Consider the following 17,756-nt stretch of genomic DNA (forward strand, 5'->3'; position numbering starts at 1 on the left):
CAAAACACCCAGGACTACTCCCGTTGCCGCTCCTGCTCGACGAGTGCCTCGAGGTCCGGCAACCGACGCATCGTCGCGAGGGGTTGCGCCATCCGGTGGTTGCCCGAGAGCACCTCCTCGTTGCGCCTCATCCACGCCCAGTACCCGGCGGTGAACGGACAGGCCCGGGGCCCCACCCGCACCCCGGGGTCGAACCGGCACGAGCCGCAGTGGTCGCTCATGCGATGGATGTAGGCGCCCCCGGAGGTGTAGGGCTTGGTCGCCACCTGTCCCCCGTCGGCGTACTGGCTCATCCCGATGACGTTGGTTGCCATCACCCAGGGGAAACCGTCCACGAACGAGGTGGCGAACCACTCGCTCAGCCGCTCGGGCCGGTAGCCCCGCTGGAGGGCGTGACTGCCCAGCACCATCAACCGCTCGATGTGGTGGGCGTAGCCGCGCTCCCGCACCCCCGCCATGGTCTGGTTCAGACACCGTGCCCCGATCCCCTCGGAGTCGAGTTCGCGCCACCACCCGGGCAGCTCCGTGCGCACCCCGAAGTGGTTCGACCGCAGGTAGTCGGGACCCAGATGCCAGTACAGGTGCCAGGTCCACTCGCGCCAACCGAGGATCTGCCGGACGAACCCCTCGACCGAGGCGAGCGGTGCGGTGCCCTTCCGGTACCGGCGCTCGGCGGCCTCGACCACCCTGAGCGGGTCCAGCAGACCCAGGTTCAGCGGGACCGACAGCAGCGAGTGCGACATGCTCCAGTCGCCCTCCAACATGGCGTCCTGGCGGGCGCCGAACGTCGGCAGCCGATCGTCGAGGAACCGGCGCAGCGCCCGCCCGGCCTCCGCGCGGCCCACCGCGAACAGGCGGGGACCGTCCTCGCCCACCACCCTGCTCCCGGTCTCCCCGCACAGGGCGTCCAGGTCCCGGCGAACCCCCTGGTCAATGGCGTTCTCCCGCGGGTGCCACGGTGCTGGCACCCCCAGCGTCGCGGCCCTGGGCGGTCCCTCACGGTTGCTCTTGTCGAAGTTCCACCCGCCACCCACAGGCCCACCGTCGGGTTCCAGCAGGACACCGAACCTGCGGCGCTGGTCCCTGTAGAAGTCCTCCATCCGGAAGCCCGACCGGCCCTGCGCCCACTCGGCGAACTCGGCCCTGCCCAACACGAACCCCGGAGTGGGCAGGACCTCGCCGACCAACCCCTCGTCTCGCAGGCTTTCGACCAGCGCCAACGCGGCGTGCGACCCGGGTTCGTGCACATCGACCGCCTGGCCGAACCGGCGCAGTCCCTCCCGGTAGGTCGCCGCCCGGACATAGGTGACCCGGGTGCCCAGGTCCCGCGCCAACCGCCGCATGGCCGCCAGGACCAGGTGCAGCTTCTGCCGGTGGTAGGGCCTGCGCCGCAGGGCCAGCTCGGACTCGATCAGCAGGATCGGCCGGCCCCGGTTCCGGTGGGTGCCGTGGAAGTGCCCGCCGAGCTGGTCGCCGAACAACCACAGAGGCCTGTCCTGGGTCATGTGCACCCGTTTCCTTCGGTGTCGTGGGTCGTGTTGGGACGCGCTCACATGGCTTGGCGACCGGACCGCTGCGGGCGACGCGCTCCGAAGGCGCTCAGCGCGCACAGCACGCCGAACCCGCCCGCGACCACCAACGCGGCGCAGCGGTCGGCGTCGGTGGGCAGGCCGGCGCCCATGACGTGGGCGTCCCCGAGATCGGAGGCCACCCGGATGGCGATCGCCGTGAGCAGGGGCCACCTCGCGGGTGCGAACACCATCGCGAGGCCACAGGCCAGGTCACGCAGGAGCATGGCGCGGGTGAGCAGGGCCAGGTCCGGGTCGGCCGCCCCGTGAGGCAGGCCGATCGCATCGGTCATCACTTCGGGGCTGACAAGGACGAGAAGGGCGTACCCGACGGTGATCGCACCCATCACTCGGGGGAACGCGCGCAGGAGGACTCCGCCCACGCTCCGACCAGCGGTGGAGTCCTCCGCTCCCGCAGGCTCTCCCTCGACGGCCGCATCGCCCATGGGGACAGTATGTGGCCGACTCCGCCCTGGGAGTGGGAGGCACAGAGGCGGGACGCTGCGCTCCGGGACGTGTACTCTCTGACACATAAATGTTTGGAAAACGAGTTACTCGGTATACGAGTAATCAGCCGACGGTGTCGGCGCCGCCACCTCAGGGCGCCAGCCGACCACAAGCCAGCGCCCCTGCGCTCGAAGGGAATCCATGACCACCGCCACGCCCAGATTCACCCCGTCGACCACGTCCGCACTCCTCACGGCCCTGGTGTTCGCCGCCGCCGTGACCGCGGCCGCGCTGGTCGGTGTGCTCTCCAATCCCGGAACCGCCGGGGACTACGCGGCGCTCCAGCAACCGTCGTGGGCACCACCGTCCTGGCTGTTCGGCCCGGTGTGGACGGTGCTGTACGCGATGATCGCCGTCTCCGGCTGGCTCGTCTGGCGCCAGCGAGGCTGGCAGGGAGCCCGCACGGAACTGTCCCTGTTCGCCGTCCAGTTGCTCCTGAACGCGGCGTGGTCGCCGCTGTTCTTCACCGCCGGACTCCGGGGAACCGCCCTGGTCGACATCGTGCTGCTGTTGGCGGCCCTGGCGGTGACCATCCTCCTGTTCGCCCGCGTGTCCCGTTGGGCCGCGGTCCTGCTGGTCCCCTACTGGGCCTGGGTGGCGTTCGCGACCGCGCTCAACTTCTCCATCTGGTCGCTCAACACGGGGAGTTGACCACCGGCCGTCCGACTCCGTGGCCCGCCGCCGCGTACCGCTCGTCTCCGCCGCCGTGCGAACCTGGGCGTGGGTGACAAGCAGTCACACACCCGCACCGAACAGGACCGAGACCGGAGGCGACCATGGCGTCGGACGGACAGGCCACGCAATCCACGGCGCTGGCCGCCATCGAGGAGTTCCTCACCGGCCGCCTGGAGAACACCCAGGGCGCGGCTCGCGCCGCGCGCGCCTCGGGCGGCGATCCAGGCGGCACCGGCAGGGAGGTGGAGCTCCTGCGCGCCCGGGAACTGTCCGACTGGCAGGAACGGGGTTTCCTCAGCCACCTCAACGCCGCCGCGGTGATCGAGGAGTACTACGGGCGCACGATCACCAAGGCCCGCCGCGACCTCCGGCGCGAACGCCCCGAACGCGGGGACCGGTACGCGGGGGTTCGGGACGCCTACCGGCGCATCCGCGAGGAACGCGACGACGTCCGCGCCTGGCTCCTGGAGCAGGGCTGGGACCCCGACCTCACCACCACGCTCTCCGAAGAGGCGGGCGGGGTCTGCGGCCACTACTGGAACCGCGACCCCGAACAGCCCTGACATCGCCGCCCTCGCCCGTTGAGAGCGGGGGGCCGAGACATTCCAGGAGCTCGGCCCGGCTCAACCGCCGATGAGCTCGCCCGCCACCGTCTCGGGTTCGGCAAGGCACCGCCAGGCGGGTACGCGCACCGTGCGCGCACCGGAGACCTCCTCGAACAGGGCCGCCCTGTCCAGGACCCGCTGGAGTGTCCGCCCCGGAGCGGGAGCGGCCGTGGAACCGACACCGGAGCGGTCGACGATCACCGCCGTATCGGCGTGTTCCCCCGGCACCAGAAGGTCACAGGAGTACCCCTCGATGCGGTGGCTGGCCCTTGGGGCCCTTCCGCGCACGGTGAGCGCCTCGAACAGCCGGCTGCCAGCCTCGTCGAGCGCACCGACGCCCGAGGCCTCCTCCTGCGCCGCGAGGTCTCCCAACAGCCCGCCCTGTTCGGCCCAGTACTCGCGGTCGCCGACCACGTACAGGCGCGAGCGGGCGCGGGTGACCGCCACGTTCCACAGGTTCTGCTGCTGGCGCGCCCAGTTCCCGCTGCTCCGGTGCACACCGGCTGCCGCGGCCGGTGAGACGACAACGACGTCGCGCTCCCCGCCCTGGAACCGGTGAGCCGTGCCCACGCGGATACGGTCGGCTGCACCCTCCCCGAGCTTGTCCTCGATGAGACGGACCTGCGGGGCGAACGGCGAGACCACTCCGATGCTCGCCTCCGGAGGCAGGGATCGCCACAGCTTACGGAGCAGGTCGAGCACCGACTCCGCCTCCTCCCGGTTGAGGCAGGAGCGTCCTCCGGGACGTTCACAGGCACCACGCACATCGATCCACTGCACAGCGGGGTCACCCGGCGCGGCGAGAGCGGCGCTGTTGGTGCGCACCGCCAGGCGTTCGCCGTAGAAGCGCCGGTTCACCGGCCCGACGATGTCGGGGTGACAGCGGTAGTGCTCGTCGAGCCACAGAACCTCGCCACCGCCCGCGACCAGCGCTGACGCTGCCGCGTGGTAGGCGGAGGAGCCCCCGAAGGAGAGCGAGCGCTCCTCCGTCTCCGCCGCTGGCAACCCATGCACGGAAAGGATCCGACGGTCGTCCTGCGCGGTCATGGGATTGACCGGTTGCAGCTGGTAGGGATCGCCGATCACCAGGGCCCGACGCGAACGGTAGAGCAGCGGCACCAGGTCAGCGACCGTGCACTGACTGGCCTCGTCGATCACCACCAGGTCGAACAACCCGGGTTCGGGAGGGAAGACCCCGCGCACCGAACGTGACGTGGTGGCCCAGGCGGGCACGGTGCGCACCAGCGCCTTCATGCCCTTCCAGCCGTTCTGCCCCGAGGCGAGGTTGCGCAGGCGCGCCTCGACGACGGCCCTCCCCCTGCGCAGTGAGTCCGCGACCCTGCCCAGCAGGTACTCCGTGCTCGCTTCGCGGCGCTGCTCGCTCAGGCCCCGCATCCTGGCCACCGTCTGCTCGGGGCTCGTTCCCCGCTCCGCCCGCCCGCGCAGCTCCCACCACTCGTTCTCCGTGGTCAGGTAGGCCAGGACGCTGGACAGTTCCTGGTCCGTCCCCGGGATGCCGAGTCCCCGACGCGTCAGCCACCGGTGCCACCAGCCCGTCCAGCGTGACTCCAGTGACGCCTCCACCCTGCGGGTCCAGCGGCTCCGGTCCCGGGGCCTCTCGAACACGGACGGACCGACCGCCGTCGGCAGGCTCCGCCGCAGCCGGTTCCGGGCCTCGGCCAGGAGCGCCAGCCGCCGCTCGGTCCGCTCCGCCTCCGCCAGTTCGTGACGGCCCGCGTCCAACCCCCTCTGGTGGACCACCAGACGTGCGTGCGCGGTGGCCGCATCCGCCACACCCCACTCGGCGGCCATCAGGGCGTTGAGGATCTCCGACTCACGGGCACGGTGTTCCTGCTTGCCGGTGCGCACCATCAGATCCGCGTCCGGCGCGAGCTTGTTGACCCTCGAGACCACCTCGTCCACGGCCGTGTTGTTGGTGGAGGCGACCAGAACCGACTGGCCCGCCGCGACGGCCGTGGTGACCACGGAGGTGATGAGTTCGCTCTTGCCGGTTCCGGGAGCGCCGGTGGCCACGGTCAGCACCCGGCTCATGGCGGAGGCGAGGATCTCCTCCTGCGCGGTGTTGCTGCGGCCGGTCACGACGGGCAGCACCGGATCCTCGCCACCGGTGTTCGGTGAGGGGCCGGACAGGGTCGCGAGCGCGGTCCTGTCGATCGTCTCCAGGCGGATCCCTCCGCCGCTCCGGTCCAGATCGCCGAGCAGCTGTTTGACCGCCGCACCAGCGGGGTCTGCCCGGTAGAGGACGGCGGCGTTCTGGGCGCCCCGTCGGGCACCGTGCCGGACGTCCAACGACGCGCGCAACTCCCCGGCGATCAGATCGTCGACCCTGGCCAGGTTCAGACGGTCGCAGACCGTGCGCGCCTTGTCGGCGAGGCCCGAGACCCCTCCCCCGTCCCAGTCGACCTCGAACCAGGTGACCAGTTCCTCGATGTCGCCCTCGTCCAGGTCGGCGGCCGAGACCAACAGTTCCCGGTTGAGCTCCGGCTCACCGACGGGAACCAGGAAGCGCACGCCGCCCTCCTCCTCGACCTCCACGTCCATCACGAACAGCGGGGCGAGTTTGGCCTTGCGACCACGGCCGCGCTCGGAGCGCACCGGATCGAAGAGGACCGCCGGATAGCCGTAGCGCAGGGGGCGGCCCTCGTCGACCGCTTCCCGGGCGAGGCCCTCCGCCCTCCCGGCCAGTCTCCACCGGTCCGCCGCCCTGCTCAGGAGCACCTCCGAGCCCATGTCGCAGACAGCGGCGTCCCGCCCGCTCGCGTCCGGCAGCTGCTGCAGCACGCTCTGCCTCATCAGACAGTCCCGCAGGTAGTCGAGATAGGGACCCCAGCCCCACACACCGCCCGCACGGTGCCCGCCGCGGCCCGCCTCCCCCGCGGGAGCCTCCGCGCCTTCCTGCCCGGCACTCCCCGCTTCCCCGGTTCCGGCCTGGGCCTTCGGCAAATCAGCGGCGGTCGCCGACCCCGTGTGCCGGGCCAGCACCAGTGACCCGCGCACACCCAGGGATGAGACCGTGACGCGTTGGCCCTCGACGTGGTCGACCTCGCGGTGGACGTGCTGGTAGAGGTCGACCGCGTCGATCCACCCGTCGCCGTTGGAGTCGGTGGCCGCCCCCGCCAGCCCGCGCACCACGGAGGCACTGAACGGAGACGGACGCACACCCGCGCTGTTGTCACCCTCCCGAGCCAGCTCCAGGGCGCCCGAGGCCGCGATCACGTAGGTCCCCGCTCCATCGCTGAGCTGGCGCTCCAGGTCAAGGGGTTCGGCCTCCTCTCCACCGGCGAACCGGGTCGCGAACCCGTCGGCGAACGCGCCTCCATGGCAGCAGTCCAGCAACAGCACCTTGCTGCGCATCCGGGAGTCCTCCAACAACCGTTTGAGGACCTCCGCGGACAGCGCGGTCGTCTCCAGGCGCTTGCGGCGCGTGTCCCGAAGGGCCAGGTGCAGCCGCCCCCGCTTGTCCTTGACCCCGTGCCCGGAGAAGGAGACCAGGAGGAGGTCGTCGGGTTTGCCCTCCGACAGCGCCGTCTCCAGGGCTTCCATGGCCTCGTTGCGGGTGGGGTCCAGCAGTGGCTGGACCCGGTCGTAGTGCCCGTTGGCCTTGAGGACCCGTTCGATGGCGCGGACGTCCTCGTGCGGTGAGTCGAGCGGCGCCAGGTCGTCGTAACGGTTCACCCCGATGAGGATCGCTGTCCGGCGCATCAGTCACCGTCCTTCGCGGTCACCTGGGTCTTGCGCCCCTCGTTCAGCGCGCGCACGTAGGCCTCGACTTCCCCCGTGCCCACGCGACCCTTCACGGTGACCTTGGCGTCGCCGAGCTCCACCGTCACCGACCGTTGACCGCTCTGTTCGATCCACTGCCCCAACAGCGTCACCAGAGCGGCGAGCACGGGCCTGAGGAACGCACCCGCCAGCACCACAGCCCCCGCGAGCAGCGCGGGGTCGGCGGACCTGGTTCCCGTCACCGAGTCGCCCTCCGCCACACCCACCTCGTCGACGTCCAGGTCCTCCAGCAGGAGCACCAGGTCCCGGGTGTGCTGCTCCGCCTCTTCCTCCGTGACGTCCTCGTCGAAGTCGACCCTGGCCACAAGCTCGCTCGGCTCCACGCGCGCGTTCTCCCGATTCCCCTGCAAGGGGCCGCTCCGTCACGACCCGCTGACACTCCGCCACGCAGGTTTACCAGCCGGAACCGTCGTTCGTCAGGGACTTTCGGCCACTGACCGGAACCGGCCACAGGACACAGGAACGCGCTGCGAGGGCCACGACTGCACAACAGGCATCTATGCGACTTGTACGCTCGTTCCCCGGCGGTGCCCCCTGTCCCGGAAGGCGAACCACGTGGCGTCCCGAAGCGAACTCAGCGCCCGCATCACACGTGCCCTGTTCGAGGTCTTGAGTGAGAATCCGGAGGGCCTCCACAAGAACTCGGTCCAGGACCGTGTTCGCGGCTCGATTCCCCGCCTGGAAACGGAATGGGTCAAGGTGGTGGAAGGCACGACCACCCCCTCCATGCACATGGGATGGATTGCCACCGAAGCAGTCAAGGCCGGCTGGGTACGCAAGGACGGCAGCGGCACTTGGACGCTGACAGGAGCGGGCCTGCACATTCTTTCTGAGACGACTGACGGAAGTGAGCTCTTCCGCCTCATCCGAACTCGGTACCTGATGTGGAGGCGGAAGCAGAGCGAGCACGAAGGCGCCTACGCCGTGCTCCAGTCCCTGCCTGAAGAAGGTTGGGTGGCTCTGCCCGATCTCGCCGCGTTGACGGGCTTGGAGGAGGAGTGCTTCGCCCAGCACCTCTCCGCGGTCCGCCCCGAGGGATGGCACCGCGTTCTCGACGAGGAAGCCAGGTTCCCGGCTTCGGCGCATCTCACCGAGCGGGAGAACTCCGAGGCCAACAAGCTGTTGGAGGCGGATGCCATCCTCGGGCCCGGAGGGTGGACACTCACGAGCCACCGTGTCTCCCTCAAGGAGTTGCGGGACCTGCTCCGATCGACCACGCAGGGAGACATGCAGGAGGAGATCAGCGTTCCTCCGAGGGCCTGGTTGCTCCGCAGCACAGGCGTGGGTGGTGACTCGAGCGTCGATGCGCTCTGGTTGGCGCGCGGCATCTGCGCCGTACCCTCGGCAGGCGCCGACACCCTGCGCACAGGGGTGGGTGAAGCCGAGGTGCGCGACACCGTGCAGCAGCTACTGCCGCACTGGTCGGTGAGGGAACACGACCAGCTGAGCTACGCGCTGCACAGCTTCGTCTCCAAGATGCGCGCCGGGGACACTCTCCTGACCAACGTGGGTCGGCAGGTCCACCTCGGAACGGTGTCCGATAACGAGCTGGAAACCGATGTCTTGTCCCTGCCAGGCCACCTGGTACGTCGCGTTGACTGGCACACCCGGTCCTCGCCGCTGGACGTGTTCGCGGATCTCTCGACCGAACTCGCGTCCAGAATCGGCACACCCAACACTGACCTGCTCGACCTCACCGGCTTCTCCAAGGAACTGGACGAGCTCCTTTCCGGAGCCTCGCATCGTCCCTCGACACCGGTGAAAGCCGTTCTGCCTCCTCCCACAGAGGAGCTGGCCCGCGGCGTGTTCATGGACCGGGAATGGCTCGAGGAGTGCGTCGCGCTGTTGAGCGACAGACCCCAACTCGTCCTCTACGGTCCCCCCGGCACCGGGAAGACGTACGTGGCTCAGGAACTCGCCCGCCACCTCACCGGTGACCGACCGGAGAACGTCCAACTCGTCCAGTTCCATCCGTCCTACTCCTACGAGGACTTCTTCGAGGGGTACCGGCCGCACCCCGGTGACGCGGAACGATCCGCAGGCTTCACTCTGACCCACGGTCCGCTGCGCACGCTCGCCAGCGCCGCTCGCCGGCACCCCGCGGAACCGTTCGTCCTCATCATCGACGAGATCAACCGCGGCAACCTCGCCAAGGTTTTCGGAGAGCTCTACTTCCTGCTGGAGTACCGGAACAGATCCGTCCGCCTTCTCTACGGCTCCGAGGGCGACCCCGGGTTCGGCCTCCCCCAGAACCTCATCATCATCGGCACGATGAACACCGCGGACCGCTCGATCGCTCTCGTCGACACGGCGATGCGCCGACGCTTCTGGTTCACCGAACTGCACCCGAGCTCCGCGCCGGTGTCGTCGGTCCTGCGACGCTGGCTGGAACATCACGCTCTGCCGGACACCCCGGCTCTGCTGTTGGACGAACTCAACAGCCGGATCGAGGACCACGACTTCCGTGTCGGCCCGTCTGGAGACCGAGCCGCTTGAACAGCCGTCTCCAGAACCCGATCCGCCTGGCCGAGCTCATCCTGAGGTCGGGCTCCTACGAGTTCGGGGAGAACCGGACCATGGTGGCCGACGGCCTCGTCCTGCGCATGTGGCAGGTGTTCGAGGACTTCGTGACCCGCGCTCTCTCCGAATCCCTGCGCTCCAGCGGCGGACGCTGTCTGTTGCAGGACCGGCGCTTCCACCTCGACCATGCGGAAACCGCTCAGCTCCGCCCCGACCTCGTCTACGAGTTCGCGGGGGCCGGGGTGCCCGGCGGTGTCATCGACGCCAAGTACAAGCGCAGCCGGGACGCAGGTGGCCACACCGGTGAGCTCTACCAGATACTGGCCTACTGCACCCGCCTCGGCCTCTCCGAAGGACACCTGGTCTACGCGGCGGGACCGGGGACCACGGCGCAACGACACCAGCTATACGGCGATCCGGGCGTGACCGTGCACCAGCACGTCCTCGATCTGGATACCGATCCGGAGTTCCTGCTATCCCAGGTCGACGCCATCGCCGAGGCCGTGCGGAACTGACCGCGATCCGGTCTTCGCGAACGCACCGCTCGGACGCACGGCTCTACGGTTGGAGAGTTTGGTCCGCACCGATCCTCGTTTCCATGCTATGAAGCTGCTCGTGTTGGTCCTGGGACGAGGGACTAACTACCGATTCTTCTCAGCCTTCAGATCTCGTTAGGATGGCCCCGATGTCAAGGGATTGGGCGGCGCGCATATGACGGAAGTGATCGATAACCCGATCCTCAACTCACCGTATGAGCAGCCGGATCGCTACTACGAGATCGGTCCGCAGGGCCCGACGGGCGAGGTCCGGGAGGGACGGCGCCCGAGCGAGTCGTTCATCCCGATCGCGGTGTCCAAGAAGGGCAAGCAGGATGCCGAGCAGATCGAGTTCGACTTCGACGTCACCGGTGAGCGCCGGGAGCGCAACACTCTGATCAATGACCTGCGCCGGGAGGTCGCCCGGTGGCGGCGCGGTGGCGAGTACCCAGGAGTCACTCCGATCAGTCGCAAGCTACTCCAGCACTGGGCTGACCCGGACCGGGACAACCGGGTCCTGTTCTGCCAGCGCGAGGCGGCGGAGACCGCGATCTTCCTCACCGAGGTCGCCGGTCGTCACGGCTACACCGACTGGCGCCGGCGTCTGGAACCGGAGAACGAGGCGCACAACTCAGGGCTGCCTCGTGCCGCGCTGAAGATGGCCACAGGAGCTGGCAAGACGGTCGTGATGGCGATGTTGATCGCCTGGCAGACCTTGAACAAGGTGCAGTCACCGCGAGACGCGCGATTCACCAGTCGGTTCCTGGTGGTCACACCTGGGATCACGATCCGGGACCGCCTGCGCGTGCTGCTCCCCGAGGAGCCGGAGAACTACTACGGCCAGCGCGATCTGATCCCGGCGGACCTCAAAGGCAGTCTGGCCCATGCCCGGATTGCGATCACCAATTACCACGCCTTCCAACTCAAGGACGCCAAGGAGATCCAGGGCGTAGCCCGCAATACCCGGCTGCTCCTCAAGGGCGACCGCAAGGAAGACTCGTTCAAGGAGTCCCCGAAGGCTATGGTGAGCCGGGTGCTCCGTGACCTGGGTGGCTCGGACAAGCAGCAGGTCATGGTCTTCAATGACGAGGCCCACCACTGCTACCGGGACCGTCCGCTGTCCTCCACCGGGCGAAGCACCAAGCTCGACAAGGACGAGCAGGCGGCCAACGAGGAGGCCCGGGTCTGGTTCCGCGGCCTACAGGCGGTGGCCAAACACGCGGGCATCAAACAGATCATCGACCTCTCGGCCACACCGTTCTACCTCAAGGGCTCCGGTTACAACGAGGGCTACATCTTTCCCTGGACCATCAGTGACTTCTCACTGATGGACGCGATTGAGTCGGGGATCGTCAAGATCCCCCGTACCCCGGTGGACGACGACGCGCGCCATGAGCTGGTCACCTACCTACGGCTGTGGGACTTCGTCGGCGACAAGCTACCGAAGAAGACGCCGAAGAACACGGTGAAGGATTGGATTCCCGAACCCGAGTTGGAAGGCGCTCTACACAGCCTGCACCGCAGCTACACGAAGGCCTTCCAACACTGGGAGACCTCGTTGCAACAGCATGATGAGCCTCCGCCGGTGTTCATCGTGGTCTGCCCCAACACCACGGTGAGCAGGCTCGTATACGAGTGGATCGCAGGCCAAGAGGTCGTGAAGGACGACGCGGTCATGGCCCACACGCCCGGCAACCTGGAGCTGCTCAGCAACGTGGTCAACGGCAAGCCGTTGGCCCGGCCGCGCACGATCCTCATCGACTCCAGGGCGCTCGAATCCGGCGAAGGCCTGAAGAAGGACTTCAAGCAGGCCGCAGCCGCCGAGATCGCAGCCTTCCAGGCGGAGTATCGCCGCCGCTACCCGGGTGCCGACGTCGAGAAGATCACCGAGGAAGACCTCCTGCGCGAGGTGATGAACACCGTCGGCAAGAAGGGACGGCTCGGTGAGCAGGTCCGCTGCGTGGTCAGCGTGTCCATGCTGACCGAGGGCTGGGACGCCAACACCGTCACCCACATCCTTGGCGTCCGCCCCTTCCGCAGCCAACTGCTGTGCGAGCAGGTGGTGGGCCGAGGGCTGCGGCGTCGTTCCTACGCGGTCAACGACGAGGGCTTCTTCGAGCCGGAGTACGCCAACGTCTACGGCATCCCCTTCCAGTTCATCCCCTCGGACAAACCGACCAAGGATCCCCTGCCTCCCAAACCGGTCCAGGAGGTCCGCTCGTTGGAGGGTCGGGAGCACCTCCGGATCACCTTCCCCAAGCTGGACGGCTACCGGGTCGAGGTGCCGGACGAGGAGATGGATCTGAACCTCGATGTGGCTGAGAGGTTCGCGATCGGTCCGGACACGGTGCCTCGCTGGGTGGAGGTCCAAGGGGTCATCGGCGAAGGTGAGCACGACCTGAGCGAGGACCGCACCTATCGGCGCCAGGAGGTGGCCTTCGCACTCGCCAAACGCATCCTAGACTCCCGGTTCAACACTGCCGAGGACAAGCGTCCCTGGCTTTTCCCCAGGCTCGTCGAGATCTGCCGTGAGTGGATCGATCATCGGGTGACGATCGACAGGGGCTACAGTCTCGATTACCTGATGACCATCACCCAGGCACAGGTCCAGGCCGCCGACCATATCTGGAACGCGATCACCCGCTACGTCGGCAACCGGCGAGACCGCCTACGGCCAATGCTGAACAGGTTCGATCCCCAAGGATCCACCGAAGGGGTCTACTTCCATACCCGCAAGGCCACGGTGCCGGCGGAGAAGTCCGAGGTCTCGCATGTGACTCTGGACGGCTGGCTCGGCAACACTTGGGAGCAGCTGCTGGCGAGCGAACTGGAGCTGAACCAGGACGTCGCGGCCTACGTGAAGAATGACCACCTCGGCTTCTCTATCCCGTACGTGCACAAGGGCCGGTCCCACTCCTACGTGCCGGACTTCCTGGTCCGGATACATCGCCCGGAAGATGAAGACTTCGACCGCTACCTGATCGTAGAGGTCTCCGGCAGCCAGAAGAGCCCCGGCCCGACCCGGGCCAAGGCCGCCACTGCCCGAGACTCCTGGTGCGTCGCGGTGAATAACCATGGTGGTTTCGGCCGGTGGGGCTATATCGAGATGACCGATCCCCTCTCGTTCAAGGCCCGCCTGTCCGAGGCGATCCAACTGCTCTACGGCGACGAGCCGATCATCGGAGACCCGGACCTGCTCGACTACGACATGCATGTGAGGAGCGCTGGTGGCGCGTAAGAAATCCCCCCAGGGCCCGACCCCCGTCGACGCCATCAGGCACGAGGACAAGCGGACCAACATCCCCACCGCAGACGCCCACGATTTCGTCGATCCAGAGATGGTCGAGGCGGTCCGCAAGGCGCGCTACGAGCGCGACGAGAGCTTGGACCCCCAACTCGTCTGGCGCGGCAAGTACCCGGAGGCCAACGAGCAGGGCGGCGACGACAATGATCTCGTCGTGGATGCCCCACCGATCTACATCCAGGAGAAGATCGACCCTCGCGTCCTCATCGAGAACCTTCGCCGCACCGCCGAGCGGTCCGAGGAGGAGCCCGAGCTCACGCTCTTCGATGACTTCGACGGCTTGGACGAACTCGACCAGGTGGATTTCTACCGACACACCGCTAACTGGTCGAACCGCATGATCCTCGGTGACTCGCTCCAGGTCATGTCCTCACTCGCCGATCGGGAGCATCTGCGCGGCAAGGTCCAGATGGTCTACATCGACCCGCCGTACGGGATCAAGTTCGGGTCCAATTGGCAGGTGTCGGCGAGGAAGCGCACTGTTCGAGATGGCAAGCTGGAAGACGCAGCGCGGGAGGCCGAACAAATCAAGGCGTTCCGGGACACCTGGGAACTGGGAATCCATTCCTACCTGTCGTATCTGCGTGACAGGCTGCTTGTCGCACGGGAGATGCTCACGGAGTCGGGTTCGTGCTTCGTCCAGATCGGCGACGAGAACGTACACCTGGTTCGGTCCATAATGGACGAAGTCTTCGGTCGAGAAAACCTTGTAAGCCAAATCACCTTTAAAACCACTACTGGACAAACATCAGATTTCCTCGCGGGCGTCACAGATTACGTCATCTGGTTTGCCAAGAACAAAGAAATGGCAAAATTTCGCCCCACTTACAAATCTCGCGCAGTAGAAGATGATAGCAACTATCGATACATTGAAGATGATGGTTCAATTCGCACCCTAAACCGCGAGGAGCAGCGAAATGTAGACAGACTTTTCAAAGATGGCGCACGAATATGCCGCGCCAATCCACTGACTTCACAGACCGTCCGCGTCGGCGAGACAACAGTCTTCCCGATTGAAGTAAACGGAGCAATTTACCGACCAGGATCTGGCGGATGGAAAACAAATAAAACCGGAATGGAAAAGCTGAGGAATGCCGGTCGCCTCATGCCGATTGGCAAGACTTTGAGCTTCGTCCGGTACTTCGAAGATTTTCCATATCAGGCAGTTTCTGCTTCCTGGGACGATACCCGACAAAGTGGATTTGGCGAACCGAAGACTTACGTGGTGCAGACTGCCTCACGCGTCATCGAGCGCTGTGTCCTTCTTTCCACGGACCCAGGTGACCTCGTTCTCGACCCCACCTGCGGTAGCGGCACCACCGCACATGTCGCCGAACAGTGGGGCCGTCGGTGGATCACCATCGACACCTCACGGGTCGCATTGGCCCTGGCACGTCAGCGGGTAATGGGAGCGAAGTACCCCTGGTATTTCCTCTCCGACTCCGCCGAGGGCCACGCGAAGGAAGAAGCGCTCGCTGAGAAACCGCTCCCGCGTCAGGAGTTTACGAACGACATCCGACACGGTTTCGTCTATGAGCGGGTCCAACACGTTACCTTGAAGTCGATCGCGAACAATCCTGATATCCAGGAGGGGATGAGCCGCAAGGAAATCGACGCGGCGATCCGTCGGCACGCCAACTACGAACTGCTCTACGACAAGCCGTACGAGGACAAGAAGAAGGTCCGAGTGGCTGGTCCGTTCACGGTGGAGTCGCTAAGCCCTCACCGTTCGCTGGCATTCGCTGGTGAACTGGGAGAGTCGATCAGTGAAGTCTCGGCCGCTAAGGAGGCCGACGCACCCAACTTCGAGCAGTCGATCCTGGACAACCTGGCCAAGGCAGGCATCCAGAACGGCCGACGCAAGGAACGCATCGCCTTCTCCTCGTTCGAGAACTACGCGGGAACCTACATCCAGGCGATCGGTGAACGGACCGATCTCGGCGAGGACGGCACGGCGACGCGTGTGGCGCTGGCGATCGGGCCACAGTACGGGACTGTGAGCCCTGCGTTCGTGAAGAAGGCCGCACGGGAAGCGATTAACGCCGACGGGGTCGACCTGCTGTGCGTTCTCGGCTTTGCGTTCGATGCCCAAGTCACCGGAGTGACTGAGGGCGATGGCGTGACCGTGGAGGCCTCGGACGAAGGTTTCGCCAACGTGGCGGCCACTCGCAAGCTCGGGCGTATTCCGGTGCTCATGGTACGGATGAACGCGGACCTGCTCATGGGCGAAGAGCTCAAGAAAACCGGGGCCGGCAACCTGTTCACCGTCTTCGGTGAGCCCGACATCGATGTCGAGGACACTGAGGAAGGCGTGGTCGTACGACTCAACGGGGTGGACGTCTACGACCCCACCACAGGCGAGATCCGCAGCAATGACACCAGCCAGATCGCGCTGTGGATGGTGGACACCGACTACAACGAGGAGTCGTTCTTCGTACGGCACTGCTACTTCACCGGCAGCGCCGATCCCTACAAGCAGCTCAAGACAGCGTTGAAAGCCGAGATCGACGCTGACACCTGGGCCTCGCTGTACTCCACGACCTCCCAACCGTTCGCGAAGCCGGAGACCGGCAAGATCGCGGTCAAGGTGATCAACGACTACGGCGACGAGGTCATGAAGGTCTTCAAAGTGAGCTGACCCCGGTAGAACGGTCCAGCGTGAACACGCCACCAGCGTGGTCAGGTTCAGTCCGTTCAGAACGGGACCCGGGGCGCCGATTCCCGGCGCCCCGGGCACTCTCCATGTCAGTCCAGAATCACGTGAAGAGCACCACCGGTACCTACCCCGAGCGTGATGGCGGCAACAGCTCCTTCCGCCAGGAAGCCGATCGCGGCAGCACCTAGGCCATGGCCAAGATGACCCCCAGCGCAGCGGCAGGCGGCCCGGTTCTCCTGGCTGGGGGTATCCGGCGTGGGAGGGCGTAGTCTGATCAGGCATTCTGCCTCCAAGATTCTCCGGAACGGTAAGAATGGGGTGACCCCGGATGCCGCCGGGGTCACCTGTATCGCGCAGCCACAGACGAGGCACACCAGCTCTCATACCGTGGGCTCATCTGCCGATGGACCCAGCTTCCCTGTTCTCGAGTACGCTGGCAGGCGAGAGCGACCTCGCTTTGATCCGCATCAGAGCTTCACCTAATGTCTCCTTTATCGCTTACGGTGATGTTGGCCTCTAAAGCGGTTCAAAGCGTTGGGATCAAGATGGAAAAGTGGGCAAAGATATTGACGCGCTCGCCACTCGGCTGCGGAGGGTGCGAGCCCTGGATACCGAGAACGGGCAGTACGAGCGTGTCAAGCAGGTCCTTTGGCGCACCTGGGACACACAGCGTCGCCCTCCGTACGTACAGGTGCGCGTCCCGTTCATTCAGGCGCACACCGAGAACGAACTACTGCGACGACCAGCGGCTACCCGCCTGTTGAACCCCCGCGGCATCGCCCAGCGCTTCTACCTGCTCGGTCTCTTCGAGGCTCAGTGCCGTCTCACATCGGGAGCGCTTTTCACGAAGGCCCTTCCCATCGATGGCGAGGGGGATCGGGACGGCTGGACCGATCTGATCGCGGTCGACACCCTCTACAGCTCCAGGTCCAACAGCTACGGCCGTAGAGACGTCAAACAACACCGCACACCCAACACGGCGAAGATCCGTCAGATCCATAGCGCACTGACGCCGCTGGAAAAGCAAGGGCTCGCCGAAGTACCCCGTAAGAACGCGCACGGCCATCGGGACTTCGAGCGCTTCACACTCATGGACGAGATGGGCCGTGGCAGCCACCCCACGCCCCGCCAGTACACCACCCCTGATCCACGCCAGAAGAGGTTCGTCGGCATGCCCGTCAACTTCTTCCTCGAGGGATGGATCCATGTCCTCCACCCCTCGGAGATCGCCACGTGGTTGACGCTGCGCTTCTTGCGTTGGCAGGTCCCAGGAGAACATGAGGAATCCCGAGTGTTCTTGTATGCGGACACCAGAGAGAAGGGATTCTTCCTCAAGCGGGACGCCTACGAGGACGGGTGCGCGATGCTCCGGGACCTCGGCCTGATCCGGCAGGTGCAGAAGGCACCAGACATGGAAGACACTCTCTACCACCCTCTCCCAGGATGGGATCGAACCTGGACAGCCTCCTCGGTATGGCCCCCACCGCCATCAGTTGATCGACGAGCGTCTCGGGACAGACGCCTTGAAAACGGCCATCACTGTGATTGAACGCAAGATCGCTGACCTCTCCGTCTTTTAAG

11 protein-coding genes are annotated in these 17,756 nt (G+C 66.3%); 7 read left to right on the top strand and 4 right to left on the bottom strand.

The features are described from left to right. Nucleotides 1-14: 14 nt before the first annotated feature. On the bottom strand, nt 15-1,505 hold the full coding sequence (locus tag KBX21_RS07130) for a cryptochrome/photolyase family protein (RefSeq protein WP_210841378.1): 1,491 nt from the start codon (nt 1,503-1,505) through the stop codon (nt 15-17). Between the two features lie 44 nt (nt 1,506-1,549). Next, entirely contained in the window at nt 1,550-2,014 is a 465-nt protein-coding gene (locus tag KBX21_RS07135) for a hypothetical protein (RefSeq protein WP_210841379.1), read from the bottom strand. 202 nt (nt 2,015-2,216) lie between these two features. Here KBX21_RS07135 and KBX21_RS07140 point away from each other — a divergent pair, with 202 nt between their 5' ends. After that, nucleotides 2,217-2,726 (top strand): TspO/MBR family protein, encoded by a 510-nt coding sequence (locus KBX21_RS07140; RefSeq protein ID WP_210841380.1) that lies wholly within the window; start codon nt 2,217-2,219, stop codon nt 2,724-2,726. Between the two features lie 125 nt (nt 2,727-2,851). Then, nucleotides 2,852-3,313: a hypothetical protein gene (locus KBX21_RS07145; protein WP_210841381.1), complete on the top strand. Its 462-nt coding sequence runs from the start codon at nt 2,852-2,854 to the stop codon at nt 3,311-3,313. 60 nt (nt 3,314-3,373) lie between these two features. Here KBX21_RS07145 and KBX21_RS07150 read toward each other — a convergent pair whose 3' ends face one another. Both KBX21_RS07150 and KBX21_RS07155 read right to left on the bottom strand, forming a co-directional pair. Continuing rightward, complete coding sequence (locus KBX21_RS07150; RefSeq protein ID WP_210841382.1) at nt 3,374-7,078, bottom strand: AAA domain-containing protein; 3,705 nt, start codon at nt 7,076-7,078, stop codon at nt 3,374-3,376. Further along, complete coding sequence (locus KBX21_RS07155) at nt 7,078-7,482, bottom strand: hypothetical protein (RefSeq protein WP_210841383.1); 405 nt, start codon at nt 7,480-7,482, stop codon at nt 7,078-7,080. Before KBX21_RS07155 ends, KBX21_RS07150 begins: the two co-directional genes overlap by 1 nt. Nucleotides 7,483-8,113: 631 nt before the next feature. Between KBX21_RS07155 and KBX21_RS07160 the strand changes: the two genes are divergently transcribed. The 5 genes from KBX21_RS07160 (at nt 8,114) to KBX21_RS07180 (ending at nt 17,724) form a co-directional block, all read left to right on the top strand. Continuing rightward, entirely contained in the window at nt 8,114-9,655 is a 1,542-nt protein-coding gene (locus KBX21_RS07160) for an AAA family ATPase (RefSeq protein ID WP_210841384.1), read from the top strand. Beyond that, nucleotides 9,652-10,194, top strand: a complete 543-nt coding sequence (locus KBX21_RS07165; protein WP_210841385.1) for a hypothetical protein — start codon at nt 9,652-9,654, stop codon at nt 10,192-10,194. The genes KBX21_RS07160 and KBX21_RS07165 overlap by 4 nt, the downstream gene beginning before the upstream one ends. 196 nt (nt 10,195-10,390) lie before the next feature. Beyond that, complete coding sequence (locus tag KBX21_RS07170) at nt 10,391-13,453, top strand: BPTD_3080 family restriction endonuclease (RefSeq protein WP_210841386.1); 3,063 nt, start codon at nt 10,391-10,393, stop codon at nt 13,451-13,453. After that, the gene (locus KBX21_RS07175; RefSeq protein WP_210841387.1) at nt 13,443-16,157 is read left to right on the top strand and encodes a site-specific DNA-methyltransferase; all 2,715 of its coding nucleotides are present in this window, start codon (nt 13,443-13,445) and stop codon (nt 16,155-16,157) included. The genes KBX21_RS07170 and KBX21_RS07175 overlap by 11 nt, the downstream gene beginning before the upstream one ends. 571 nt (nt 16,158-16,728) lie before the next feature. Continuing rightward, nucleotides 16,729-17,724, top strand: coding sequence for a hypothetical protein (locus KBX21_RS07180; protein WP_210841388.1), 996 nt, complete (start codon nt 16,729-16,731; stop codon nt 17,722-17,724). The last annotated feature ends 32 nt before the right edge of the window (nt 17,725-17,756 follow it).

The sequence above is a fragment of the Nocardiopsis sp. B62 genome (assembly GCF_018070675.1).
Lineage (GTDB): Bacteria > Actinomycetota > Actinomycetes > Streptosporangiales > Streptosporangiaceae > Nocardiopsis > Nocardiopsis prasina.